General features: G+C 59.8%; 19 protein-coding genes and 6 pseudogenes. 13 read left to right on the top strand and 12 right to left on the bottom strand.

The features are described 5' to 3' along the window. The first annotated feature begins 365 nt into the window (after positions 1–365). Positions 366–719 (top strand): TIGR00366 family protein, encoded by a 354-nt coding sequence (locus tag OKW35_RS47890; RefSeq protein WP_429555771.1) that lies wholly within the window; start codon positions 366–368, stop codon positions 717–719. A gap of 10 nt (positions 720–729) precedes the next feature. Further along, complete coding sequence (locus tag OKW35_RS47895) at positions 730–2,070, top strand: tetratricopeptide repeat protein (RefSeq protein ID WP_429555772.1); 1,341 nt, start codon at positions 730–732, stop codon at positions 2,068–2,070. A gap of 38 nt (positions 2,071–2,108) precedes the next feature. Here the strand turns inward: OKW35_RS47895 and OKW35_RS47900 are convergent. Together OKW35_RS47900 and OKW35_RS47905 are read right to left on the bottom strand one after the other, a co-directional pair. Beyond that, positions 2,109–2,222: pseudogene (locus tag OKW35_RS47900) on the bottom strand (IS6 family transposase); the annotation flags it as partial. Positions 2,223–2,354: 132 nt separating this feature from the next. Beyond that, a pseudogene (locus OKW35_RS47905) lies at positions 2,355–2,663 on the bottom strand (transposase); the annotation flags it as partial. An 8-nt stretch (positions 2,664–2,671) separates the two neighbouring features. Here OKW35_RS47905 and OKW35_RS47910 point away from each other — a divergent pair. Next, a pseudogene (locus OKW35_RS47910) lies at positions 2,672–2,755 on the top strand (IS6 family transposase); the annotation flags it as partial. A gap of 415 nt (positions 2,756–3,170) precedes the next feature. Further along, positions 3,171–3,368: a tautomerase family protein gene (locus tag OKW35_RS47915; protein WP_184068834.1), complete on the top strand. Its 198-nt coding sequence runs from the start codon at positions 3,171–3,173 to the stop codon at positions 3,366–3,368. A 78-nt stretch (positions 3,369–3,446) separates the two neighbouring features. On the opposite strand, the gene OKW35_RS47920 is transcribed toward OKW35_RS47915, so the two are convergent. From OKW35_RS47920 to OKW35_RS47930, 3 genes are all read right to left on the bottom strand, one after another. After that, positions 3,447–4,382 (bottom strand): SMP-30/gluconolactonase/LRE family protein, encoded by a 936-nt coding sequence (locus OKW35_RS47920; protein WP_429555773.1) that lies wholly within the window; start codon positions 4,380–4,382, stop codon positions 3,447–3,449. Between the two features lie 16 nt (positions 4,383–4,398). After that, a complete protein-coding gene (locus tag OKW35_RS47925; RefSeq protein WP_429555774.1) occupies positions 4,399–5,253 on the bottom strand; it encodes an SDR family NAD(P)-dependent oxidoreductase in 855 nt (284 codons plus the stop codon). 172 nt (positions 5,254–5,425) lie between these two features. After that, positions 5,426–6,337 carry a LysR family transcriptional regulator gene (locus OKW35_RS47930; protein WP_429555775.1) on the bottom strand — a complete coding sequence of 304 codons (912 nt, stop codon included), beginning with the start codon at positions 6,335–6,337 and terminating at the stop codon, positions 5,426–5,428. Positions 6,338–6,539: 202 nt separating this feature from the next. On the opposite strand from OKW35_RS47930, the gene OKW35_RS47935 reads away from it, so the two are divergent. The 4 genes from OKW35_RS47935 (at position 6,540) to OKW35_RS47950 (ending at position 10,326) form a co-directional block, all read left to right on the top strand. Next, positions 6,540–7,532 (top strand): aldo/keto reductase, encoded by a 993-nt coding sequence (locus OKW35_RS47935; protein ID WP_429555776.1) that lies wholly within the window; start codon positions 6,540–6,542, stop codon positions 7,530–7,532. A gap of 143 nt (positions 7,533–7,675) precedes the next feature. Next, a complete protein-coding gene (locus OKW35_RS47940) occupies positions 7,676–7,807 on the top strand; it encodes a hypothetical protein (RefSeq protein WP_429555777.1) in 132 nt (43 codons plus the stop codon). Between the two features lie 12 nt (positions 7,808–7,819). After that, positions 7,820–8,899, top strand: a complete 1,080-nt coding sequence (locus OKW35_RS47945) for a Gfo/Idh/MocA family protein (RefSeq protein ID WP_429555778.1) — start codon at positions 7,820–7,822, stop codon at positions 8,897–8,899. A gap of 80 nt (positions 8,900–8,979) precedes the next feature. Then, on the top strand, positions 8,980–10,326 hold the full coding sequence (locus OKW35_RS47950; RefSeq protein WP_429555779.1) for an MFS transporter: 1,347 nt from the start codon (positions 8,980–8,982) through the stop codon (positions 10,324–10,326). Positions 10,327–10,984: 658 nt separating this feature from the next. On the opposite strand, the gene OKW35_RS47955 is transcribed toward OKW35_RS47950, so the two are convergent. Both OKW35_RS47955 and OKW35_RS47960 read right to left on the bottom strand, forming a co-directional pair. After that, positions 10,985–11,245: a transposase gene (locus OKW35_RS47955; protein ID WP_429555780.1), complete on the bottom strand. Its 261-nt coding sequence runs from the start codon at positions 11,243–11,245 to the stop codon at positions 10,985–10,987. A 158-nt stretch (positions 11,246–11,403) separates the two neighbouring features. Then, positions 11,404–12,342, bottom strand: coding sequence for a LysR substrate-binding domain-containing protein (locus tag OKW35_RS47960; protein ID WP_429555886.1), 939 nt, complete (start codon positions 12,340–12,342; stop codon positions 11,404–11,406). Between the two features lie 98 nt (positions 12,343–12,440). Between OKW35_RS47960 and OKW35_RS47965 the strand changes: the two genes are divergently transcribed. The 3 genes from OKW35_RS47965 to OKW35_RS47975 all read left to right on the top strand — a co-directional run bounded on the left by OKW35_RS47965 (position 12,441) and on the right by OKW35_RS47975 (position 16,744). Further along, a complete protein-coding gene (locus tag OKW35_RS47965) occupies positions 12,441–13,775 on the top strand; it encodes a D-serine ammonia-lyase (protein ID WP_429555887.1) in 1,335 nt (444 codons plus the stop codon). An 86-nt stretch (positions 13,776–13,861) separates the two neighbouring features. Continuing rightward, the gene (locus OKW35_RS47970) at positions 13,862–15,184 is read left to right on the top strand and encodes an MFS transporter (protein ID WP_018420995.1); all 1,323 of its coding nucleotides are present in this window, start codon (positions 13,862–13,864) and stop codon (positions 15,182–15,184) included. A gap of 36 nt (positions 15,185–15,220) precedes the next feature. Further along, positions 15,221–16,744, top strand: coding sequence for a M81 family metallopeptidase (locus OKW35_RS47975; protein WP_429555781.1), 1,524 nt, complete (start codon positions 15,221–15,223; stop codon positions 16,742–16,744). Positions 16,745–16,780: 36 nt separating this feature from the next. On the opposite strand, the pseudogene OKW35_RS47980 reads toward OKW35_RS47975, so the two are convergent. Next, positions 16,781–16,958, bottom strand: a pseudogene (locus OKW35_RS47980) (IS3 family transposase); the annotation flags it as partial. A 50-nt stretch (positions 16,959–17,008) separates the two neighbouring features. Between OKW35_RS47980 and OKW35_RS47985 the strand changes: the two are divergent. Together OKW35_RS47985 and OKW35_RS47990 are read left to right on the top strand one after the other, a co-directional pair. Continuing rightward, positions 17,009–17,610 (top strand): annotated as a pseudogene (locus OKW35_RS47985) (IS6 family transposase); the annotation flags it as partial. Between the two features lie 447 nt (positions 17,611–18,057). Beyond that, positions 18,058–18,615 (top strand): hypothetical protein, encoded by a 558-nt coding sequence (locus OKW35_RS47990; protein WP_429555782.1) that lies wholly within the window; start codon positions 18,058–18,060, stop codon positions 18,613–18,615. Positions 18,616–19,382: 767 nt separating this feature from the next. Here OKW35_RS47990 and OKW35_RS47995 read toward each other — a convergent pair. From OKW35_RS47995 to OKW35_RS48010, 4 genes and pseudogenes are all read right to left on the bottom strand, one after another. Continuing rightward, positions 19,383–20,621: a DUF3443 family protein gene (locus tag OKW35_RS47995; protein WP_429555783.1), complete on the bottom strand. Its 1,239-nt coding sequence runs from the start codon at positions 20,619–20,621 to the stop codon at positions 19,383–19,385. A gap of 27 nt (positions 20,622–20,648) precedes the next feature. Beyond that, entirely contained in the window at positions 20,649–21,146 is a 498-nt protein-coding gene (locus OKW35_RS48000) for a DUF2844 domain-containing protein (RefSeq protein WP_429555784.1), read from the bottom strand. Between the two features lie 1,310 nt (positions 21,147–22,456). Beyond that, positions 22,457–22,663: pseudogene (locus OKW35_RS48005) on the bottom strand (IS701 family transposase); the annotation flags it as partial. 55 nt (positions 22,664–22,718) lie between these two features. Further along, on the bottom strand, positions 22,719–23,453 hold the full coding sequence (locus OKW35_RS48010) for an IS6 family transposase (RefSeq protein WP_429555888.1): 735 nt from the start codon (positions 23,451–23,453) through the stop codon (positions 22,719–22,721). Between the last annotated feature and the right edge of the window lies 1 nt (position 23,454).

Here is a 23,454-nt window from a genome sequence, read left to right on the forward strand (position 1 = left end):
GTCCGAATGCGACCGTCCACTTAGCGACCGATGGTCAACTGCCCCTAGCTCAGATTGCATTAAATCCAATCGGGCTCATGTCGACCCCAAACCGCCCTTCAGCTCGCCCAAAAGCAGCCATTCCAGGTAGAGACTCCAGTAGCATCCCTGAAGCATGAGGAACGATCTGCATTGATTGTTTAGGTGCGCATGAGCGCTTCGACTATTAAAATTTCCAACGTTCTGTTGGCTGCGTCGCGCGCGGCGTTGTGGTGGTTACGCAACCTGCCTGTAATGCTCGGGATCGGTGGCGTGCCCGCGATGCAGCGCCGATGGTCCACACCAGCGTAAGCTGCATAACTACATGCAATTGCAGGAGACACGCCATGGAAAACAGAAACAGCAGTTCGTCGGCCATCACGGAGAACGCCGTGCCGAGCCGTAGGTTCGTAGCATCGCTGGTTTATGTGTTCGAACAGGTCATGCCTAACCCGTTCGTGCTTTCAATCGGCTTGACGCTGGTGGTCTACCTTCTGGCCACATCCTTCGCGCCGTGCGCATCGCTGCCGACGATGCCCACTGCCTTGCACGGCGGCACGTTCAACATCCCCGGCCTCGCGTTGCAGATGATTCTGATCCTCGCGACCGGCTACGCCATCGCCGATGTGCTGGCCGTGCAGCGCCGGCAACGCGCCCTCGCCGCGCACATCCAGACACCGGCCGCGCCCGTGTTGAGCTGACGGAGATCCCATGTCCATCGAAGAACCCCGCGCGCCGGGCGGGCTCAATCCAGAGTTCTACCGTAGGCAGGCCGACGTCTGTCGCACGGCGGGCGACGAACTCGCCGCGCTCGCAAATCTGATCGCCGCTCGAATGCTCGACGCTTTCGCCGCGCAACCGTCCGTCGCACAAACGCGCAATGTGTGTGACGTCGCCACCGCCTATTTCATGAAAGGCGACTACGAGGCCGCTGCGCATTGGTATCGTCTCGTGCTCGATATCGATCCCGATACCGCCGTCGCCTGGTTGAACCTGGCGGCGATCCACGCCGAACAGGACGACGAACACGAGGCCGCGGCATGCCGCGAGCGCGCGTACAAGTCTCAGCGCGTGTTCATCGAACAGACGGGCGGCGAGACGCGCCGCGTGTTGATTCTTTGTAGCGGCAGCGGCACCGGCAACGTGCCGTTCGCAGCGTTGCTGCCCGGTACGGTCAATTGCCGCATTAAATACGCAATCGATCACGCCCTCGACGAAGAAGACGCTAATCTTCCGCCATTCGACATCGTGTTCAACGCGATCGGCGATCCGGACATCGCGGAGCCGATTGCCAAGCGCCTCGCTCGGTTCGAGTCGCGCTCATCGCGGCCCGTGCTCAACCGCTCGGCCGTAGTGGCGCGCACGCGGCGGCATTGGCTGCCCGAATTGCTGCGTGGCCTGACCGACGTGGTAAGCGCGCATTGCGTGCTCGGCATCGCACCGACTGGCGCCGAAGAACCGCTCGCGCGCCGCGTCGCCGATAACGGGCTGACGTTTCCACTGTTGTTGCGGCCGGTCGCCTCGCATGGCGGCGATGGCCTCGTGCGCTGCGACGACCCCGACACACTTAACGCTCATTTACGCGTAATGGACGGCGCGCATTACCTGAGCGCGTTCCACGATACTCGCGACGCGGATGGGTTTTATCGCAAGTACCGGATGATCTTTATCGACGGCGAGCCGTTCGCGTATCACCTCGCGATCTCGCCACACTGGATGGTCCACTACTTCTCGGCGGATATGGAGGCGCAGGCGTGGAAGCTCGATGAAGAGCGCCGGTTTCTCGCCGATCCGCGTGGCGCGATCGGCGACCGCGCTTTACGTGCCATCGCGAACATCGGCGAACGGCTCGCGCTCGATTATGCCGGCATCGACTTCACGATCTTGCCGGACGGCCGCGTGTTCGTCTTCGAAGCCAATGCAACGATGCTGGTGCATTACGAACGCGACGACGGTCCGCTGAAACACAAGAACGGTCACGTACAACGCATCGTGGACGCTTTCGAGCAGATGATGATTCGCCGATCCCTCTCTCAGGCGCTGTCACGTTGACGATTCCTGGGCAAAGCGATGGCAGGTGAAGGGATCGCTCAGAGGGCCGCAGACGAAGTTTGGGCGATGCCAGTGAAAAGCCGCCATGAGTCAAATCGTGCGGCGAGGTGCTTGCGATAGAGAGAAGCGCGCAACAGATGCCGCTTAAGGCTACGCTGAACAAGCCGCGAATTCGGCAGCGTGTCAGCAATTTGAACGTCGCCAAGTCATGAGGCCGAGCTTGAGCCATTGCTTTTCGGCCCTCGCGGGCTTGTTGGGCGGGCGGGTTGCCCGCCTTTCGCCCACTATGGGCGTACCGGTGGCATCAGTTTCTTGCGCGCCAGGCAGACGTTCGCCAGTGCGAGCGCGACGAACGCCCGGTTGGCATTCTTTGCCAGCCCGCGATAGCGCACCTTCGTAAATCCCCACAGTCGCTTCACGACGGCGAAGACATGTTCCACCCGGGCGCGAATCTTCGACTTGTTGCGGTTCTTGCCCCGTTGCACTTCGTCGACTTCGCCGCCCGCACGGTGAACCTGCCGCGCTCTATGGTCGGGAGCCCGCGTCAGGACGCTGTCCCGTAGGATCTTCGCGGATTGTTCACGGACCGCGCTGCGCCGCCCTCAGAAAGCACTTCGCGCTCAAGCGTCATCTGCTACGCGCCTCGCTCTGTCGCAAACAGCTCGCCGCGCGATTTGAAGAGTGACGTCTCTTCACCGGCATTGCCCAAGCTCCGTCCACCATGTTCTGAGACACGACTGTCCTTGCCGATATCTCGTCATGGAGTCAGTAACGTGACAGAGCCCCCGCAGACGGTCAGCCTGCTGAGCTGCCTGCAAAACGTGCATGACGTCTTCGGCGTCTCGGAATGGGCGACAGGCTGCAATCGATCGCCCGCCAATTCGGCCCCAGGGCCGACCGACTTACGAACGCCGCGTGAGCCTGTCATGCTGATCAGGTCGGCCGGAGCAAGTTGAATCAACACCACCTGCACGAAGAAATTTCGTGAAAGAAGGCCATTAGCATTCAAGCAGCGTTTCTATTGCAGAGGCTTGAGCACACGCCGCCCAGTGACGCTATGATTGCGCCTGCAGTTCCTTGCCAATCCACTGGAGTACGTCATGCCGGAAGTCGTTGTTTACGCAGTAGCAGGGCGCTCACCCGAGCAAAAGAAAGCGCTGATGACGGGGATTACCAAAGCTGTGGTTGACAGCCTCGGTGTCCTCGCTGAACAGGTTGTCGTGCAGATCGTCGAATCTCCAGCAGACTCCAAGTCAAGAGGCGGCATTCCGTTCAGCGAGCGCCAGCGCACGTCCTGACTCGCACGAATCCGCATCATCACCGCCCCGTGCGCGGTGGCACCGCCGACCGGGCGCGGACGTAATCCGCCGGCGCGCTCAGGTTGCGACCGCCGCAGCCGTATCGACGTATAGCGCGTAGAGTGACTGCCCGGCCGCCATGAACAGCCGGTTGTGCGCTGCGCCGCCGAAGCAGACGTTCGCGCAGCGTTCGGGCAGGCCGATGCGGCCAATCGCGCTGCCGTCCGGCGCGAATACCATCACACCGTTCAGTCCCGGGCCGGTGCCCCAACCGGCCCACAGGTTACCGTCCGTGTCGCAACGGAAACCATCTGGCGCGCCGTTCTCGCCCGCATCGACGAATATGCGTCCGTGCACGAGGCGCCGACCGTCCTCGACATCGTACACACGGATGCGCCTTGGCTTTGAGCCCGATTCGACGATGTAGAGGCGACGTTCGTCGGGCGAGAAGCAGATGCCGTTCGGATTGACGATGTCGCCGGCGACCACCTCCGCCCGGCCGGTGGCCGGGTCGAGACGGTAGACGTTGGTCGGCAGCTCGGGCTCAGCCTTGACACCCTCATAGTTGTTAGAGATGCCGAACGGCGGATCGGTAAACCAGATGCTGTCGTCGCTCTTCACAACCACGTCGTTTGGCGAGTTCAGCCGCTTGCCGTCGAAGCGGTCGAGCAACACGGTCAGCGTGCCGTTGTACTCGGTGCGCGTCACGCGCCGGTTGCCGTGCTCGCAGGTGATGAGCCGCCCCTGGCGGTCCCGTGTATTGCCGTTCGCGTACCCGGAGGGCTTGCGAAATATCGAAGTCGCGCCGGATTCCTCGTCCCACCGCATGATGCGGTTGTTCGGAATGTCGCTCCACAGCAGGAAGCGGCCGTCGCCGAACCACACCGGTCCTTCGCCGAAGCGCATGCCGGTCGCAAGCCGCTCGACCGCCGCGCTCGTGATCCGGTATTTGAGGAAGCGCGGATCGAGCACTTCCACTGCGGGATCGGGATAGGTTTCGCTTTGCTGCCACATGGTGCTGGCCCTTGAGTCAGCGGGGCTGCTTGACGAACGCTTCGAATGCAGTGGCGTAGTCCGGATGCCAGCGCGACAACGCGGGCCGGTTCTCGACGATATCGCCCGCCGCCCATAGAATGCGCCGTTCGTCGAGCGAACGCGGCACGTCGTTATCGGGACACAGTATGTAGAAGTCGCCGGCGTCGAGACGCTCGAACATGAAATCGACGGTCTGCTCGGGCGTCCATGCGGCGGCGGGCTTTTCCACACGGCCGTTCCGTGTGAGTTCCGTGAACACGAAGCCGGGAATCAGCAGATGAGCGCTGATCCGGCCGTCGGCGGTATTGCGCAGTTCGTGCTGCAGCGCTTCGGTGAACGCTTTCAGACCGGCCTTCGCAACGTTGTATGCGGGGTCGCCCGGCGGCGTCGTGATGCCTTGCTTTGAACCGGTATTGATCACGAGCCCCGGACGGCCGCGCTTGATCATGCCCGGCACGAAGACCTGCGTGCCGTGGATCACGCCCCACAGGTTGACACCCAGCACGCGCTCCCAGTTCGCGGTTGGACCGAACATGCCGCTGCCGGGCTGAATGCCGGCATTGTTCATCAATACATCTGTTCCGCCGAAGCGTTCGACGACGGTTGCGTGGAGGCGGCGAACATCGTCGGCGACACTGACGTCGGTCTCAACCGCGAAGACGTCTTGCATACCGTTTGCGCTCAGCGCGGCGATTTCCTCCACCGCCCGCGCGAGGCGGTCGGCGCCGAGGTCGGCAATGCAGATGCGCAGCCCAAGCTGCGCAAAGCGTTTGGCAGCAGCCAGGCCGATGCCGGCGGCGGCGCCGGTGATCACGGCGACGGCGCCGGGGGTCAGGGCAGAATGAGTCATCAGAATCCTCGTTGATGCGTGCCGGAATCGCGACGCCAACCAGCGACTGCGATCCCGATCCGTTGGAACAGTGAGTCGGCGATCCTAGCATGAACTTTTTTGCGTGACCGACGGCGCTCCCGCTGATGAGTGGTCCGAAGCATGCGCGGTACCGCGCGGTGCCAGTCAAGCGTCAGTTCGCCACCTCGGGCAATTTGAGCAAGTCCAGGAAAGCACGGGCGACGGGTATGAGCGGTTCTCCGGCGTTTCCCCTGAAAACCGCCGCGAGTTCCCAGCAGGGCTCATCGGCTTCGCGCAGGCTCGCCGTCGCGACCGGCGCCCCGCGCGTGTTGCCCCTTGCGGCGGCCACCGATCCGGGCACCATGCTGATCGCAAGCCCGTGCGCGGCCAGTTCAAGCAACATCGGCATGTCGTTGACCTCGAAGCTGGTCTGGCGCTGCAGTCCTGCCGCCGCAAAACTCCGATCGACGAGCCGCCGCACGCTCCACTCCGGGCGCAGGTCGGCGAATGTTTCGTCGACGAGATCGGCCAGCGCCAGCCCGCTGGCGCCCGCAAGCCGATGATGCGTCGCGCATACGACGACCATTCCTTCGCATGCGAACATGTGCGATCCGAGGTTGTCGAGCGGCGTACCCGGTGGCTGTGTGAACGCGAGGTCGAGGCGCCCTTCCCTCACCTCGTCAATCAGCGCGCGCGAGCCGTCCAGTGTCAATTCGATGTCGATCCCACCGAACGCGGCCCGAAACTGTCCTAACGAAGCGGGCAGGTCGACGAAAGGCGCGAGCCCGTGAATCGCACCGATACTCAGCCGGCCGCGTGCGAGCCCGTGAACCTGCGTCACGGCATGCCGCGCGTCGCGAGCGGCAGCCAGGACCCGCTGCGCCTCTGCAAACAGCACTTCGCCGGCAGGCGTCAAGGCGACTCGCCTTGTGCTGCGATTGAACAACGGTCTGCCCAGGTCCTCTTCCAGCGAGCGGATCGATGCAGACAAGCCGGACTGCACGAGGTTGAGGCGCCGCGCCGCGCGCGTGAAATGCCGCTCTTCCGCAACCGCCACGAAGTGTTCCAGTTGCTTCAAACCCACGTTGGCACTCTTTCTGCAGAGACGATTAATCACGAAAACCGCACAATTGGATCACATCTTTCTATTGGAATGGTAATTCAATCTCCGCTATCGTCCGACGTCTGAGGACGTCGAGAACGCCAAGCACGAAACGCGGGCGCAATCAGCTTTAGCGACGCACGCAGTTGTGAGTCCTCGCAACATACATGGAGATTGCTTCATCATGGACTACCGTCAACTGGGCCGTTCGGGCCTCAAGGCGTCGACCGTCACGCTAGGCACGATGACGATGGGCGGCAAAGGCAAATTCGCGAGCGTCGGCGAGGTGGGTCTCGACGAGGCGCGCCGGCAGATCGACATGTGCATCGACGCGGGCGTCAACCTGATCGATACGGCGGACGTCTATTCGAACGGCGCGTCGGAGGAGATCGTCGGCCAGGCGCTCGGCGGCAAGCGCAAGGGCGGGGTGCTGATTGCGACGAAAGCGCGCTTTCCCATGGGTGAGGGCCCGAACGACCGTGGTCTGTCGCGACATCACTTGATAGAAGCCTGCGAGGCGAGCCTGCGCCGTCTCAAGACCGATGTGATCGACCTCTACCAGGTGCACGAATGGGACGGACTCACACCGCTCGAAGAAACGTTTGAAGCGCTCGACCTGCTTGTCCGGCATGGCAAGGTCCGGTATGTCGGCTGCTCGAACTACTCAGGCTGGCACCTGATGAAGGCGTTGCATGTGAGCGAACGCGATCGCCTGCCACGTTTCGTGAGCCAGCAGATCCATTACACGCTCGAAGCACGCGAAGCGGAATACGAACTCGCGCCGATCGCGCTCGATCAGGGCCCGGGCATTCTCGTCTGGAGCCCGCTCGCCGGCTGGACGGAGCCGCCGATCCGCGACGCCGAACGGCTGTGGTCGATTGTCGACACGCTTGTCGAGATCGCCAGCGAACTGAATGTCTCGGCCGCGCAGGTCGCGCTCGCATGGACGCTCGGGCGCCCCGCCGTTACGTCGGTCATCATCGGCGGGCGCAACGAGAAGCAGCTCCTCGACAACCTCGGCGCGGCGAATCTCAGGCTGAGCGCCGAACAGAGCGAGCGGCTCGACAAGGTGAGCGCGCCGCCCCTGCTGTACCCGTACTGGCATCAGGCGCGGACCGCGCATGATCGTCTTTCAGTTGCGGACCTGTCGCTGCTGGGACCCCATCTCAAGGCGTAGGGTGTGATGCGGCCGACATCGACTGCCGGCCGCCCTGCAAGATTGCCCGTCATCCGCAGATGTCCACCTTGTGAGGATCGCAGTCGTTCCATCGTGAAGTCGCTTGCGCTCGGAGCGACTTGACTTGAGCGTGGCGCGCCGTAATGAGCCTGCTGCGCGATGAAGCCGATGGACGCCCTTTCGCGCCCGGCGTCACGCAATCCGCGATCGACACCGTGCGCTGCCACCGAAGCGGCGGCAGCAGCGTCTTGCTCGCCTTCAAATTAACGACGTAACACCGAATTACCATGAAAAAACTCAGAACGGCCATCGTCGGCTGTGGAAAGGTCGGTCATTTCCATGCCCGGGCGCTCTCGAATCTCGAGGACTCAGATTTCGTCGCGGTATGCAGCACCTCTCTCGATCGAGCAAAGGCCTTCGGCAATCAATACGGCGTGGATGCGTTCGATAACGTCGAAGAGATGGTGGAAGCCGCGCAGGTCGACGTCGTATGCATCTGCACTCCACATCCTCAGCACGCTCCCGTTGCGATCGCCGCCTTGAAAAGCGGCTGTCACGTTCTTATAGAGAAGCCCCTCGCTTCTTCGCTTGAAGACTGCGATGCCATCCTTTCGTGCGCCGAAGAACACGGGCGTACGGTCGGCGTCGTGTGCCAGCGGCGCTTTTATCCGTCCGCGATGCGCATCAAGCGGGCCATCGATGCGGGCAAGATCGGCCGCCCTGCCATCGGCAACGTCGTCATGCTCGGATGGCGCGACCGCCAGTATTACGAAAGCGATCCCTGGCGCGGCTCGTGGGCTGGCGAAGGAGGTGGCGTGCTCGTGAACCAGGCACCTCATCAGCTCGATCTGCTGCTCTGGTATCTGGGCGATATGGACGAGGTCTACGGCGTGTGGAAGAACGTCAACCACGACTACATCGAGGTTGAAGACACTGCGGCGGCCATCATCAAGTTCAAAAGCGGCGCAATCGCCAACATTCTGGTCAGCAACGCGCAGAATCCTGCTTTGTACGGGAAGGTCCATATTCACGGAGATAACGGCGCGTCGGTCGGCGTGCAGACGGACGGCGGCGCGATGTTCATCGCCGGCGTGTCGACCATCAGCGAACCGCCTTACAACGATATCTGGACGATCAAAGGCGAAGAAGAAATGCTCGCCGAGTGGAGAAAAGCGGATGCGGAGTATTTCAATTCCGCGGATTCGCTGTACTTCTATCACGAGCAGCAAATAGATGATTTCCTGACTGCCGTCAGCAACGGCACGAAGCCATTGATCGACGGACTCGACGGCCGGAAGACCGTGGAGCTGTTCACAGCCATCTATCGCAGCACGCAGAGCAATGCGGTTGTAAAACTCCCACTCTGAGCAGGACGACGAGTCGCCGGTGTGCCGGCGGCCAATGCATGTTTGGACGGTCATCCAGACGGCTACTTGAATGCAAAATCATGAAAACAACAAAAACCCGATATTTCATTGTCTTTTTACTGTTTGTAGTCACGGCCATCAACTACATGGATCGGGCGAACCTCTCGATCGCGGGCAGCAGGATTCAGGGGGAATTCAGCCTTTCGCCGACCCAGCTCGGCCTGCTCTTTTCGATGTTCACATGGACGTATGCGGCCGCCCAGCTTCCTGTCGGGTATCTCCTTGATCGAATCGGATCGAGGGTTCTATACGGCAGTGCCATCGTCATCTGGAGCACGTGTACATTCGCGATGGGCTTTGCTTCACATCATTTTTTCGCGACCCTGGGCGTCTCATTTGCGGTGCTGCTGGTCTGCCGCGCCCTGATTGGCCTCGCTGAAGCACCGTCGTACCTCTCGAATACGAAAATCGTCGCGAACTGGTTTCCGAAGAACGAACGCGCGCGCGCGACGGCGACCTATATCAGTTCACAATACATCGGTCTCGCATTGTTCACGCCCGTCCTGACTTTTTTGACGACCCGTTATGGCTGGCAAGCGGTGTTCTATGCAACGGGTGGGGTGGGGATCGTCTTTGGGGTCTACTGGTTGATCGTTTATCGTGACCCCAAGGACAGCAGGAAAACCGCTCAGGCAGAGCTCGACCTTATCAAGGCCGGCGGTGGCTACGGATCTCAGGATCAATCCACGGTCAGCACCGTGGTCGAGAAAGACGACATCCTTTACTTCCTCAAGAACAAGACTGTCTGGGGCCTGTTCATCACGCAGTTCGCCTATAACTCGACGCTGATCTTCTTCATGACATGGTTCATCGTCTACCTCGAAAAGGCATTGAATCTCACGCTTTCCAAAGCGGGACTGGGCGCATCCATTCCCTATCTCATGGCCATGGTCGGCATGCTGGCGGGCGGCTTCCTCAGTGACAGCCTTCTGAAAAAAGGTAAATCGGTCACGTTCGCGCGCAAGCTGCCGGTGATCGTTGGCCTCGTGTTGACGGCCATGATCGCCATAGTCAATTTTTTCGAGAACCAGCCCGTCATCGCGATTGGAATCCTTTCGCTGGCTTTTTTTGGAAACAACGTCGCGAATCTCGGCTGGGTGGTATTTACGGACGTCATTCCTCGCAATTTCATCGGTACGATGGGCGGCTTCCTGAATCTGTTCGGCAATCTGTCCGGCATTACCACGCCCATCGTTTTCGGCATGATCCTACAGCGCACGCATAACTTCCACTATGCGATGTGGTACGTCTCGATCGTCGCGGTTCTGGGCATCCTTTCGTATATCTTCCTCGTCGGCAAAATCGAAATGATCGTGCCGCCGAAGAAGCGCGAGGGGGACGCGTATCGGGTCATGCAGTCAAACTAGGCTCATCTACGAGGAGGGCTCCGGCAATCCGATGCTCGTGAATAGTTCTACCCGGACGGCGGTATTTACTGCATAGGCTCACTAATGCACCGATTGGTAGGCCAATTTTTTTGGCCCACCAAGATGCCGCAAGGGTGCTTGTGTCGGATCAAGCCGGATGCTTCCTCGTATTCTGCAATGGCATCAGATGTATTTCCCTCCATTGACAAAGCGACACTCAGATTCCCGTGGGTGACAGCTACTTTGGGCGCGAGCCTGGTTCCCTCACGATACTCGACAACCGCTTCGGCAAGCTTTAGCTGCCTGGCCAGGAGATCCCCGTGGCCGGTAATTGTTGCCGTCCGCACTTGGCGCTAATAGTGTTCATGGAAGCGCTAGCGTGTCCATTAATTCTGCTAGCGCAGGGCGACGACGGGAAAGCCGCCAGAAACGAAGAGCGACAGACCATCGGTGGCGTTTCAGCAAAGTGGGCTACGTCCGGAGCTATAGGGTTGCCACGCGAGTTAGATGAGTGCTTGGCCCCCAACGTCGAAAACTGCGTTCAGCCCTGAAAAGCGGACGCCAACAATCGACGAAGCGGCGGCGACTGGTAAATCGTTGGGCGAATGAGCCATTCTGCCCCTTGCGCGGTCGGTGACAGTTCATTTGGGCCGGAGCATCAAATTTTCTGCAGATTCAAGACCTGTGCATGATAGTCGGGATGCCAGGCGGCGGCTTTACGCTTCATTGGCAGGCCGAGCGCGCGTGAGGAATCGGTGCGGATCAGATTGATGGCGAGCCGGCGCAGGAAGGAGGGATTCAGCGCGGCGTTGCGTTGCCGGAGCTGGCTGGCTTCCTCATTGAAAGTGACATCCAGGTACCAGTGCCGGCCATTTTCAACCGCCCATTGAGTGCGACTGACGCACAGGATGTGCGGCATCGGCCGGCAGCGAACTCATCACGTAGCGCGTATCGGTCTGCACCTTGCTCTGCATCTTGACGTCTAACCGTAGTTTCGGCGCATACGCCCATGCGCGGGCATCCAAATTTCCGGGGCCACCTCTTCGGTCGACGGCAGCACGCTTCGGATTATGTTAGTCACAGCAGCAGCTTGGCTCGTGCGTCGCTAAAGCGGTTGCATTCATCCATCAGCCAGTTCGAAAATGCGGCCACCCGCGCATCGTCCTCCCGCTCGGTGAGCAGCATGTAGCGGGCCGGCGCAGGCACGAGGCGGCTAAAGATGTTGATGAGGCGGCCGTGCTCGAGCTCTTCGTAGACGAGCGCAGTGCGCGCCACGGCGACGCCTTGATGACTCAAGGCCGCGCTAATCGCCAGGCTCGCCAGATTGAATTGCGGCCCCGCCACCGCTGCGAGCCATTCGGGCCGAGCGGTCTCCAACCAGGTGCGCCATTCGATGAACTCAGGCGCTCCATCCCATGGCGAGAAGTCATGCAATAGTTCGATCCCCTTGAGCGATCGGCCCGCGGCAAACTCAGGGTGCTCCGCCAAATATTGCGGTGTTGCCACCGGCAGCAGATATTCGTCGAGTATCGGTATCGCGCGGATCGTTTCGTATTGCCCGGGATCAAAGCGAATCGCTACGTCGATGTCATCGGCCAACATGGCCTGTCGATCCAGCGTTTGAAATTCAGCCTTCACGCGCACCGGTATGTCCGCGTGCAGGCGATGAAACTCGACCAGACGCGGCATCAACCACTGCAATGCAAATGAGGGCGAGCAATTGATCTGTAAGGGCGCATTGGATCGCCCAAGATGATTGATCGTTGTCTCGATGCTGAGAAACGCGTTTCTCGTGCATTCGAACAACGTCGCACCTTTCTGCGTCAGGGCAAGCGAGCGGTGCTGGCGCGTGAACAGTGGGTAACCCAGCCGGTCTTCGAGATGTCGAATGTGCTGACTAACCGCCCCCTGCGTCAAGCTCAGCTCAGCCGCCGCCTTCGTAAAACTGAGCAGGCGAGCTGCCACTTCGAAGCAGCGCAAGCCGCCCAGCAGTGAGGAATCGAGGGGCATATGTATTAGCCAGACTAATGCATCGAATAGAAATTATAGCTTTTTTGGCCGGCGCCCATGCCCTATATTCGCCGCATGTAAAACAAGCATAGGTACCCCTCGTGATTCCCACCGTTCCTGCAATTGCCCCCGATCTATTAGCCAGACTACAGAACCGCACTCCTTTACTGTGGCTCAATGCCGCATTAGGAAATGCGTTGCCTGAAGGTCCACCGGGTGCCGCCGATATCGACGAGGCAGATGCCCGCTTAGAACGTTGCGCGGGCCTGATGGCGCATCTCTTTCCCGAATTGCAAAGTAGCGCGGGCCTGATCGAATCGCCGCTGATGCGTGTCGAACGACTCCAGCAGGTGATGGGAAACGCTACTGAGCCTGACGCTGCGTGGTTTATCAAAAGCGATCATGCCCTGCCCATCGCCGGGTCGGTCAAAGCGCGTGGAGGCTTTCACGAAGTACTGGCGTTCGCGGAAAAGCTGGCGCTCGAATACAGCGTGCTCGCCCATGATGGCGACCGGCGAGCACTCGCGGGCGCCGCAGCCCGTGAGTTGTTTGCTCAATACACCGTGAGCGTCGGCAGCACCGGCAATCTGGGCATGAGCATCGGCGTCATGGCTGCCGCCTTGGGATTTCGATCGGTGGTGCATATGTCGACGGAGGCCAAGAGCTGGAAGAAGGATCGTTTGAGAAATTGTGGCGTTCAGGTCGTCGAGCACACGGGCGACTACGCGCAAGCGGTGGCGGCCGGGCGAGCGCAATCGCTCGCTGACCCCAAAGGCTATTTCGTCGACGACGAGAATTCCCTGATGCTGTTTCTGGGCTATGCAGTCGCCGCGAGGCGGCTGGCGAGCCAACTGGCCGCATTGAATCGTCCCGTAGATGCTACGCATCCTTTGTTTGTCTACATTCCATGCGGCGTCGGTGGCGCGCCCGGCGGCATCACCTTCGGCCTCAAAGCACTTTTTTTTGAACACGTACACTGCTTTTTCGCCGAACCCGTGGCGTCGCCGTGCATGTTGGTGCAATTGGCGGCGGGCGAGTCCGGGCCCACGTCGGTCTATGACATTGGTCTGGACAATCGCACGGAAGCCGATGGCCTCGCCGTCGGCCAGGCGTCGCATCTGGTGAGTTCGCTGATGCGCTCTCAGCTCTCGGGCGTGTTTACCGTCACGGACGCGCAACTGTATGTCCATCTCCATCGCGTGGCGCAAACCGAAGGCGTGCTGCTCGAGCCATCGGCCGCCGCCGGATTCGACGGACCGGGATGGCTGACGCGCAGCGACCAAGGCCAAGCCTATCTTCGCCAGCACGGGCTGGAGCGTCACATGGCTAGCGCCACTCATATCGTCTGGACAACAGGCGGTTCGCTGGTGCCGCGCGAAGAGCACGAGCAATTTCAAGCGAGAGGCCAGGTGCTGGCGGCGCAGGATGAACTCGTCTGAGACCCCTGCAGGGCATCGCCGCCAACCGTCCATAACAGCATCCAGCGTTAGCGCACAGGGATGCACTGCCAAGGAAACTCAGTTCCATGATTGAAACCTCAATCGACAGGTCGACTATTGTCGACGAGGCCGTCCACACGAGCTCCTTTCAGGAGGCGACTTACCGCAAGGTCGCGCTCAGGTTCATTCCCTTCCTGATGTTGTGTTATGTGGTCGCCTTTCTGGATCGCATCAATATCGGCATTGCCAAGCTGAATATGCTGACTGATCTACGGTTCAGCGAGACGGCCTACGGTCTTGGCGCAGGGCTCTTTTTCCTTGGGTATCTGATTTTCGAAGTGCCGAGCAATCTGCTCATGCATCGTATTGGCGCGAAACTCTGGATCGCGCGGATCATGATCACCTGGGGCCTGCTTTCGGGGCTGATGGCTTTCGTGACCACCCAGTGGCAGTTCTATACCGTCCGTCTGCTGTTGGGCGTGGCCGAGGCCGGTTTTTACCCCAGCGTGATTCTGTACCTGACTTATTGGTTTCCCAACCATCGCCGCGCCAAGATGACGGCTTGCTTTCAGGCGGGCATTCCGATTGCCGGCTTGATTGGAAATCCGCTTTCCGGTTGGCTAATGGATACGTTTCATCATGTCGCTGGCCACTCGGGATGGCAATGGATGTTTGGTCTCGAGGCACTGCCGACGATTCCTTTGGCCATCGGCGCGCTGCTCATTCTCGACAATTCGGTCAGCTCCGCGCGTTGGCTCAGTCCGCAGGAAAAGCAGTTGATCGTCCATGAACTCGGGAAGGACGAGAAAACGCGCGAGCACATGCCGCTGCTCAAAGTTTTCACCGACGGACGCATCTGGAAAATTATCCTGACAGGTTTCCCGGCGATGATGGGCCTCTATGTCCTGGGCTTTTATCTGCCCACGCTCATCAAGGCATCGGGCGTGACCACGAGCACTACGGTCGGTTTTCTCAGCGCTATTCCCTACCTGGTAGCCGTGGTCGCTATGGTGACCTTCGGGCGCAGCTCCGATCGCATGCGCGAGCGCCGCTGGCATTTGGCCATCGTGTTGCTGCTGGGCGCCGCAGGCCTCACGGCCAGTGTCTGGACAAGCCACAGCGTGGTGCTTACGGTGATCACCATGTCAGTCGCCGCGGCCGGCATCATCAGCTATTCGCCGATCATGTGGTCGGTGCCGACGGCCTTTCTCGGCGGCGCCGCTGCGGCGGCCAGCATCGGCGTGATCAACTCCGCCATCAATATCGGCGGATTCGTGAGCCCCTACCTGATCGGCTGGGTCAAGGACGAATTCCACACGACCGACCCGGCCATCTATATCGTCGCCGGCTGCTTGACGTTCGGGGCATTGATGGCGCTGAGCTTCGATCGCAAGTTGGTCAGTCGCTGAGTGCGCGCTCCCCAAAACATATCCCCGGAGAAGATTATGTCGACGACCGACAAACCGATGCGTTTCGCCATGGGTGGCATCATCCACGAAACCAATACCTACGCCGCAGAGGTCGCGGGCCAGACGCCCTTGACCTCGTTCGAGCAATACTATGGCGACGAAATTCCAGGCATTTTTGCCGGCTCCAATCATCAAGTCGGCGGTTATATCGAAGGCGCCCAAAAGCACGGCGCTGGCCTGATTCATACGTTCCTCGGGCAGGCCACGCCGTCGGGTACTATCGAAGCCAACGCTTACGCTCACATGAAGCAGGCGATTCTCGCAGGCATCGAGCAAGCGTTACCGGTTGATGGCGTGTTGCTTGCCTTGCATGGCGCGGGAGTCGCCGATGGCATCGAGGACATCGAGGGCGATTTGGCCGCTGCCGTGCGCGCCTTGGTCGGCCCGCATGTACCGATCGCGGTAGCCTACGACCTTCACGGCAACATGACCGAGCAAATGCAGCGTGCCGTCGATATTTCGCTGCCCTGCATTCTGTATCCGCACACCGATTTTTATGACCGTGGTGTCGAGTGCGTCGACCTCATGGTCAAGATGATTAAGGGCGAAGTGAAGCCGGCCACGCATGTCTGTACGTTGCCGATGCTGCCTTATATCGTCACCACTAACGAGGGCTTCGTGCCGGCCAGAGTCAACGCACTGTGTGCGCAGCTCGAAGCGCTGCCAGGCGTGATCGATTGCTCATGGTTTCATGGCTTCCCCTATGCGGATATCGCATCGCCGTGCCCGGCGGTGATTTGCACGACCAACGGGGACCCGGCGCTGGCGGTGCGCTGCGCAGAACAGGTCGCCCAATGGATCTGGGATCATCGCGAAGATTTTCGTCCGCAATTCCCGTCGCCGGAAGAGGGCGTAGCGCGCGCCCTCGCGGCAAGCGCTGGTCCTGTCGTGATCAACGAGTATGCCGATAACCCCGGCGGAGGCACGCCAGGCGATGGCACCTATCTGTTGCGCGCCTTGCTCGATGCGGCGCCGGCTCCCGACACGGTCTGTTTTGCTTCGATCAATGATGCAGAGGTCGTCCGGCAAGCGATCGCCGTTGGCGTTGGCGGGACACTGCGCGCTTCGCTGGGAGGAAAGCTAGGCAGATTCCAGGGAGCGCCGATCGAAGCGGAGGCTTATGTGAAGGCGATTACCGATGGCCGTTTCGTCAACCGCCCAGGCTCGATGTTCGAAGGCGTCCGCTTCGACCTGGGTGCCATGTGCCGCCTGGTCATCAATGGTGTGGACATCATTGTCGCGTCGCGCGCTGAGCAGATATACGACATGGAGCCATTTGCGTTGCACGGCATTGATGCAGGTAGGAGAAAGATCATAGCCCTGAAAGGCGCAAATCACTTCAGGGCTGGATTTCAAGGACTCGTGCAGCAAATCATCACGGTGGATAGCGTGGGGCTAAGTACCGCGAATATCGCCTCGTTCCCGCGCGACCATCTGAAGTCGACGCTGTGGCCGTTGCATGAGGGCGTTGTCTGGGGCGCTTTACAAGGCTGCAAGTGAAACTGAGGTCGGTCGGAATCCGTGGACGCCAACGGGTCAAGCAGCGATTTTACTCAAATGGAATCGCTGCGTGAAAGCGGCCGGCGACAGATAGTCCAAAACGCTCCTGGGTGCGCTGCCGGTTATAGAAGATCTCGATGTATTCCGTGATTTCTTTCTGGGCCTGCTTGCGGGTCACGAACTTGCGATGATAGACGACTTCATTTTTCAGTGAGCTCGAGGGCTCTGTCGCGTTCGTTGAGCCGTGGGCTAAGATGACGTCATGTCGTTAGCTACGAATCGATCCGTCGGTGATAGACAAGTTCGGCGCTGATTTCGCAAAACGTGTGAAGGCCGTTCTTCGCAAGCCGGGTAGTACGTGGCACCTCGACGAGATGTTTGTCACCCTGCGTGGCGAACCGTACCTGCGGTGGCGTGCAGTCGACGAGCACGGCGTCGAACTCGACGTCTTACTGCAAAAGCGGCGCGACGAGGCCGCCGCCATACGTTTCTTCAGGCGTGTGCTGCGCGCTAACCCGGTGCCACGCAAAATCGTCACCGATCAGTTACGTAGCTATCCTGCGGCGAAAGCCGACATCCCGGAACTGGTCAACGTGAAGCACGTGTTCGTCAAGGCTGCGGCCCGCGTCAACAATCGTGCAGAGAACAGCCATCAGCCCACGCGTGAACGCGAGCGGCGCATGCGAGGTTTTCGCGATCCAAAGCGCATCCAGGCTTTCCTGTCGAGCTTCGGTCCGATCCGGCAGCACTTCGCACTCAAGCGGCATCTGCTGCGCGCTTCTCTCTATCGCAAGCACCTCGCTGCGCGATTTGACTCATGGCGCCTTTTCACTGGCATCGCCCAAACTCCGTCTGCGGTCTTCTGAGCGACCCCTTCACCTGCTACCGCTTTGCCCAGGAAATCGTCAACGTGACAGCGCCGCGCGACGTTCCCGACGATGGTCGCGCCAATCCCTGTGCTCATTCCAGGCGATCGTCACGATTGAGCTGATCACACTCGAAGGAAGGACGACCCTTAGCGTGTTCTGCCAGTCGAATGCTGTACAACGCCAAACCAAACCGGGTTCATCTCGTCACTGTACGCCGGGTGCGCGGCCTTCCTTTCCCCGGTCCGCGTCTACGGCACGGTGAACATCTTGCGCTGTTATTCGTAGTGGGGCCTAACGCCAGACCGACATTCTTCCCGTTTGTCGCAGAATTATATGGGCAGTGGCCAGCAGGTCGATTGACATACCCGGCCACTTCCCGGAAAAGCTCACCGTTCGCTCGACGGTGAGCGCCCCTCTCCCATTTTTTGTCCGCGCCCGGCAATTGTGAACACCAACAACGGAAAGCGCCGCCTGTCCATCCCCGGCCGTGAGCACAAGGTATCCCTCCTGCTCCGCCAGCGCGATTCACCCCTCATAGAGGTCGCGGCACGGCCCGTCATATCGAACGTCGAGCGACGACCCGTCCTTGAAAACGAGTCGCTTGAGAATTCCGGAATCCTGGACTTTTTGAACGGCGTCCCGCTTCACGAAGGCCCCTGGTGCGGCGAACTGCCCGACCTGCTCGAGCGTCACGTACCCTTTATGCGTAATGTCGATCTCATCGAAATGGGCTGCAAGGGGCGGCATACCTGCCTGCGCTTCCTCCCGCGTGAGCTTGCCATCATGATTGACGTCGGCGGCGGAAAGCGTTCTTCCAACATTTGCTGCAGTTTGTTCTGCGCAGACGCGACCGATACCGCAAACATTGCAGCCAGCACAAAAATCCACGTTTCATATAGTTTCCTAAAGATAGAAAATCAAAAACGTATTCCGATGAACAATGGCCCATCCCTGGTTTCCAGGCTGTGGAAATATGTGTCGAACCACCTGACGACTCCATAAATCTATTCAATACGGCAGGTAGTAACAAGGCGGAGCGGCATAGATCACCGTAGGTGCGCGCACCGGCCACATCGATGCCCACGTTATTATCGGGCGACTGCGCCAACTCAGGTGGATTGCGCAGGCACGCGCCGACGACGACAGCGAGCGCGCACAGCAAGCGTTGTCCGCGTTTGAGCACTCTGCGCCGATAGAAGGATAGTTAGTCATGTTCAAATCCGCTGATCGATGTTTACAGGGCGGCAGTTTGTTGCGGGCGTGCACGGTTCGAGCTTCACCCGACCCGCCCCGCCCGCATCCCTGCACCGGACGGTGACCGCACGCGGTGTTGACCTGTCGCTCGACCCCGCATGCGCGACCACAGCCGGTGGCGGCCCAATATAGACCGGCGACAGAAGGTCTTCTGGCACGGGCGCGGGCCAAGCCAATGCAGCTGACGGCACTACAGCTCCACATGACGGTACCGGACCCGCAAAGGCTCGACCTGAGACGACGGCCGCGCAGACATCAATCGCGACGACTCCCGCGAACGCCATCCGAATGGTCACAGAAAGTGCGGCACGTGCCGCGGCACGGACATAAAGACGACTCGAAGGTTCATTAGGACTTTCTCTAATTGAAGGACTCGCTCAATCTATATCCAATATGCACTCCTATATTTATTGGAAAAAGATAGTTTTACAAAACGGTCCATGACTTGTGTGCAGAATTCGGCGGCATGCTGTTGCTTCACGTATACGGCGGTTTGCAGTTGGTGAGACCCGCTACTAGAAGCCCACGTACGGCGTCTGTGTGCCGCCCAGCGGGGTCTGGTCGTAGCCGAAATAGACGGTACTGCCGTAGAAGAACGGCATGCCGATATCGACGGTGCCGGGGACGCCTGTACCCGCGAGATCGTTGAACGCGTAATTGCCGCTGCCATAGAGCGTATCGGCGTTGGCGATCGTCATCGTGACCGTGGACGAGGTGCTGGTGCCGGAATAGCTCGAGACTGCGACGCTACGGGTCGTGCTCGACGAAGGGCAGTAAAAGGACCTATCGTCCGAGCAGATCGTCAGTGAGGAGTCGACGAAGAAATAGGCGTTCGAGCCCGAATCGAAGAAAGCGGATCCCGAGTAGCTTGAGTTAACCATCGTGCTGTCCACGTCACCGTACGAGTCCGTCGTCAGCTTCTCGGACGCGGAGTACGTGTTGTTCGACTCGGTACCGATGCCGAACGTGAGCGTGCCGGAAACCGATGACGACCCCGTCGAGCCCACCGACGGCATCGCCAGAACGACGCCGTTGTTGTCGGTGGAAAATTTCGCGACAGGATTGGTCACCTGGTTCGCCAGCGCAACCGTGGTTTGCGTGCAATCGGAGCCGCTCGGGCAACTGTAATAGTTGCTGTCGCGTGCGGAGTCCACGCAGAAGGTGCCGCAGTCGTAGGGCGCCACACCGATGCCCAGGATTCCGTTCGCGCCGATTGCACTAGCGGTGTTCTCGGCGCCACCTATCGACCGGCCGGTACAGCTGCTAGGCGCTGACGAAGGCATGTCACCAGCGATCGTAATGGGAATGCCGCTTGCCGTCTCGCCGCCGATCTTCACGTCGGCTGTACGCACCGTTCCCCACATGTACCCGTCTGCGAAAAGCGAGCACTCAGCAATCTGATTGCCGCTGCTGTCCGTCTCGACCGCAAGACTGCCGAGAACCTGGGACGCTGCCGTATTGACGAGCCGAAGACCGTACGACATGGTATCGACCAGAACGTTGTTGATGGTCTGGCAGTTGCTCGTGCTGCCGGGCGCGCAGACGGTCACGCTGACCGTCGGGATGTTGGCGACGCCCTCCAGTCCTTGGGCGGCGGTAACGGTGACCTGATTGCTGGCAGCGCTCGGTGAGTTGCTGCTAGAGCCGCTACTGGAGCTGCTGCCCCCGCCACCCCCGCATCCCGCAAGCAACGCCGTGACGACTATAAGGGCAAAGACGCTGAATGTGCGCCCGAAAGTATTGCTTGATTGCACTATGGTTCTCCGCTTGTCGTCGCTCGCTTACTGGATATTGCTGCCGGCCACTCCCGCCGGAAGCGCCTGGGGAAGATACGCTTGACCTGAGAAGAAACCCATATGGCCGCCCGAATGTAGAACTAGCCCGGACGACTGGTCGACCGTGGCTGGTCCGCGGCCGCCACCGCGTTGCGCGCGCTGGGTTTCAATGGCGTTCGTAACCTGCGGAAGGTAGCTGCCGAGCAACGTGGCAAGGTCAGGCATACGCGGGCCGCTCCACGCAATCCCGAACACTTTGCCGTCCGGGCCGATGTACTCGCGCACGACAGTGCCGGACCACAAGGTCGTTTGCTTGACGGTGTAGCTCGCCGCGGCGGCCGACGAAGCGGCGCTTGCCGGCGGTGCAATCGTCCCGACGGTCGCCCCGTTCGGCATCGGCATGGGGCTGCCGCCGAGTTCAGCGTGTGCCCGTACCGCCACGGTCAGCAGTCCCAATGACACGAGCGTGACCGGCAACGTCGCACGAATGAAATGATTGAGCATGAGAAAGCTACCTTTTTTTCAAAATGTCGTTACGGCTGCAGCAGTGGTTGAGCCAAGACAAGTGCTTATGCGGTTTGACGCTGCGGCCATTTTTTCCTTGCGCGTCTGTTTCTTGTGCATTATCGAAGGATGAGGTCGCGGAGGCCCCAGCTAACCGAGGCACCTTCACTATTCACCGGAACCCGGCGATTTGCCTGCCGACTTGGATGTGTGGATGGCCGTTGAATCCGCCCCTCAAAGCAGCCGTAGAGATGACGCCGGGTTCAACGTCCGGAGTGGGTTGCCGACTACCGCCCGATGGGCGGTAGGCCGTAGCCGACCCACTTCGGACCCCGGAGCCGGCGCGAAGTCAACGGCAGCGTTAAAGGGTACGACGACCATGCGCGCGGTCTCGTGACACGGCAAGTGCTCGGCGCTCATAGCGCTGAGTATCTCGCCGCAGTCGAGGTAAGTTTGATAGAAATATATGGACTACTATTGGATGCAAACTCTGCAAAGGTCGACGGTTCTCCGGTAGACGTTCCGGTTAAGCCACGGGACAAAGGTGTATTCGTCTTAAGCGTTCACGCCGATGTAGATCCAGTTGTGCAGAAAGTTGGACATCATGCCACCTCGAAATGAAGGTTTGCGAAAAGGCGTTGTCTGCGCATGAGTCGCGGGGCGGCAGTACGGCCACTTCAAAAACACGACCGTGGTTGCGCATGTCACGACCATTTTTGCCAGACGAGGAAAACACGCACGCGAGAAACAATGTCTTCGTTACGCAGTCGAGGAACGAGACGGCTGGTAGCGGAAAATCGCGATGACCTGTGCGTTTGCTGAACATGGCTTAACCTTTGACGGGCATACGGAGACGAAAACGTGTGTCCAACAAGTAACGCATTTGAGCCTGTCGACGTGCAGAACGACTTGCAGCCCAACGCTCACCGATAGGCGGGCGTGGATCTGTCGTGCCTTCAAAGGAAGTCCACTTGTAAGCAGCAGCGCCTATGATTGCCAAGGTAGACGGGCGGGCGGTATCGAATCAATTCTGCGAGCGTTTGCACTTTCGCCCACCGTTGTTTGCCGCACCTATACGTCGGTATGGCTCGGGTCACCGTCGGTCCAAAAGACATGACGCGTAGGTATAGTTTGAAGACGACGTCAACGCAGGCCGACGTGGAGTAGTTCGGTCGTGGGCTCTGTCACGTTCGTTGAGCCTTGGGCTAATTTTACTGTGTCACAAATATTTTGATGAAGAGCAGAACGGATATCGTCGAAGGCGTTGTTCGATGTAAGCCGCGAGACGCCAGCGCAAGCTGGCAATCGAATCAGCCACGTGCCGTTGGGCGCGTTGGGGAGCCCCGCGGCACGTAGTCGTCGGGTAAGGTAGAGAAGCTGCCGACGGCGAAGTTTTTTTTAGCAGCGCCCTGAATCAGGCGCTGCGTAACCAGAAAGCCGTAGGCCGCGATGCAGAGCGACGCATGATGGTGGAACCCGCGCCAACTGCGCCCTTCGAAGTGGCCCAGGCCGAACTCCGGCGCTGTCACGTTGACGATTCCTGGGCAAAGCGGTAGCAGGTGAAGGGGTCGCTCAGAAGACCGCAGACGGAGTTTGGGCGATGCCAGTGAAAAGGCGCCATGAGTCAAATCGCGCAGCGAGGTGCTTGCGATAGAGAGAAGCGCGCAGCAGATGCCGCTTGAGTGCGAAGTGCTGCCGGATCGGACCGAAGCTCGACAGGAAAGCCTGGGTGCGCTTTGGATCGCGAAAACCTCGCATGCGCCGCTCGCGTTCACGCGTGGGCTGATGGCTGTTCTCTGCACGATTGTTGACGCGGGCCGCAGCCTTGACGAACACGTGCTTTACGTTGACCAGTTCCGGGATGTCCGCTTTCGCCGCAGGATAGCTACGTAACTGATCGGTGACGATTTTGCGTGGCACCGGGTTAGCGCGCAGCACACGCCTGAAGAAACGTATGGCGGCGGCCTCGTCGCGCCGCTTTTGCAGTAAAACGTCGAGTTCGACGCCGTGCTCGTCGACTGCACGCCACAGCAGGTACGGTTCGCCACGCAGGGTGACAAACATCTCGTCGAGGTGCCACGTACTGCCCGGCTTGCGACGAACGGCCTTCACACGTTTTGCGAAATCAGCGCCGAACTTGTCTATCCACCGACGGATCGATTCGTAGCTAACGACCACGCCGCGCTCGAACAGCAGCTCCTCGATATCGCGAAGGCTAAGCAGAAAGCGAAAATACCAGCGAACGGCGTGGCTGATGATCGATCCCGGAAACCGATGACCGTGATACAGCGATTTCGACTTTTTTATG

Source organism: Paraburkholderia sp. MM5477-R1 (genome assembly GCF_050436385.1).
Classification (GTDB): Bacteria; Pseudomonadota; Gammaproteobacteria; order Burkholderiales; family Burkholderiaceae; genus Paraburkholderia; species Paraburkholderia tuberum.

Bases quoted from the DNA above. Each gene is read 5' to 3' on its own strand.
- OKW35_RS47890 (WP_429555771.1), top strand. From the start codon at position 366: ATGGAAAACAGAAACAGCAGTTCGTCGGCCATCACGGAGAACGCCGTG.
- OKW35_RS47895 (WP_429555772.1), top strand. From the start codon at position 730: ATGTCCATCGAAGAACCCCGCGCGCCGGGCGGGCTCAATCCAGAGTTC.
- OKW35_RS47915 (WP_184068834.1), top strand. From the start codon at position 3,171: ATGCCGGAAGTCGTTGTTTACGCAGTAGCAGGGCGCTCACCCGAGCAA.
- OKW35_RS47920 (WP_429555773.1), bottom strand. From the start codon at position 4,382: ATGTGGCAGCAAAGCGAAACCTATCCCGATCCCGCAGTGGAAGTGCTC.
- OKW35_RS47925 (WP_429555774.1), bottom strand. From the start codon at position 5,253: ATGACTCATTCTGCCCTGACCCCCGGCGCCGTCGCCGTGATCACCGGC.
- OKW35_RS47935 (WP_429555776.1), top strand. From the start codon at position 6,540: ATGGACTACCGTCAACTGGGCCGTTCGGGCCTCAAGGCGTCGACCGTC.
- OKW35_RS47940 (WP_429555777.1), top strand. From the start codon at position 7,676: ATGAGCCTGCTGCGCGATGAAGCCGATGGACGCCCTTTCGCGCCCGGC.
- OKW35_RS47945 (WP_429555778.1), top strand. From the start codon at position 7,820: ATGAAAAAACTCAGAACGGCCATCGTCGGCTGTGGAAAGGTCGGTCAT.
- OKW35_RS47950 (WP_429555779.1), top strand. From the start codon at position 8,980: ATGAAAACAACAAAAACCCGATATTTCATTGTCTTTTTACTGTTTGTA.
- OKW35_RS47955 (WP_429555780.1), bottom strand. From the start codon at position 11,245: ATGCCGCACATCCTGTGCGTCAGTCGCACTCAATGGGCGGTTGAAAAT.
- OKW35_RS47970 (WP_018420995.1), top strand. From the start codon at position 13,862: ATGATTGAAACCTCAATCGACAGGTCGACTATTGTCGACGAGGCCGTC.
- OKW35_RS47975 (WP_429555781.1), top strand. From the start codon at position 15,221: ATGTCGACGACCGACAAACCGATGCGTTTCGCCATGGGTGGCATCATC.
- OKW35_RS48000 (WP_429555784.1), bottom strand. From the start codon at position 21,146: ATGCTCAATCATTTCATTCGTGCGACGTTGCCGGTCACGCTCGTGTCA.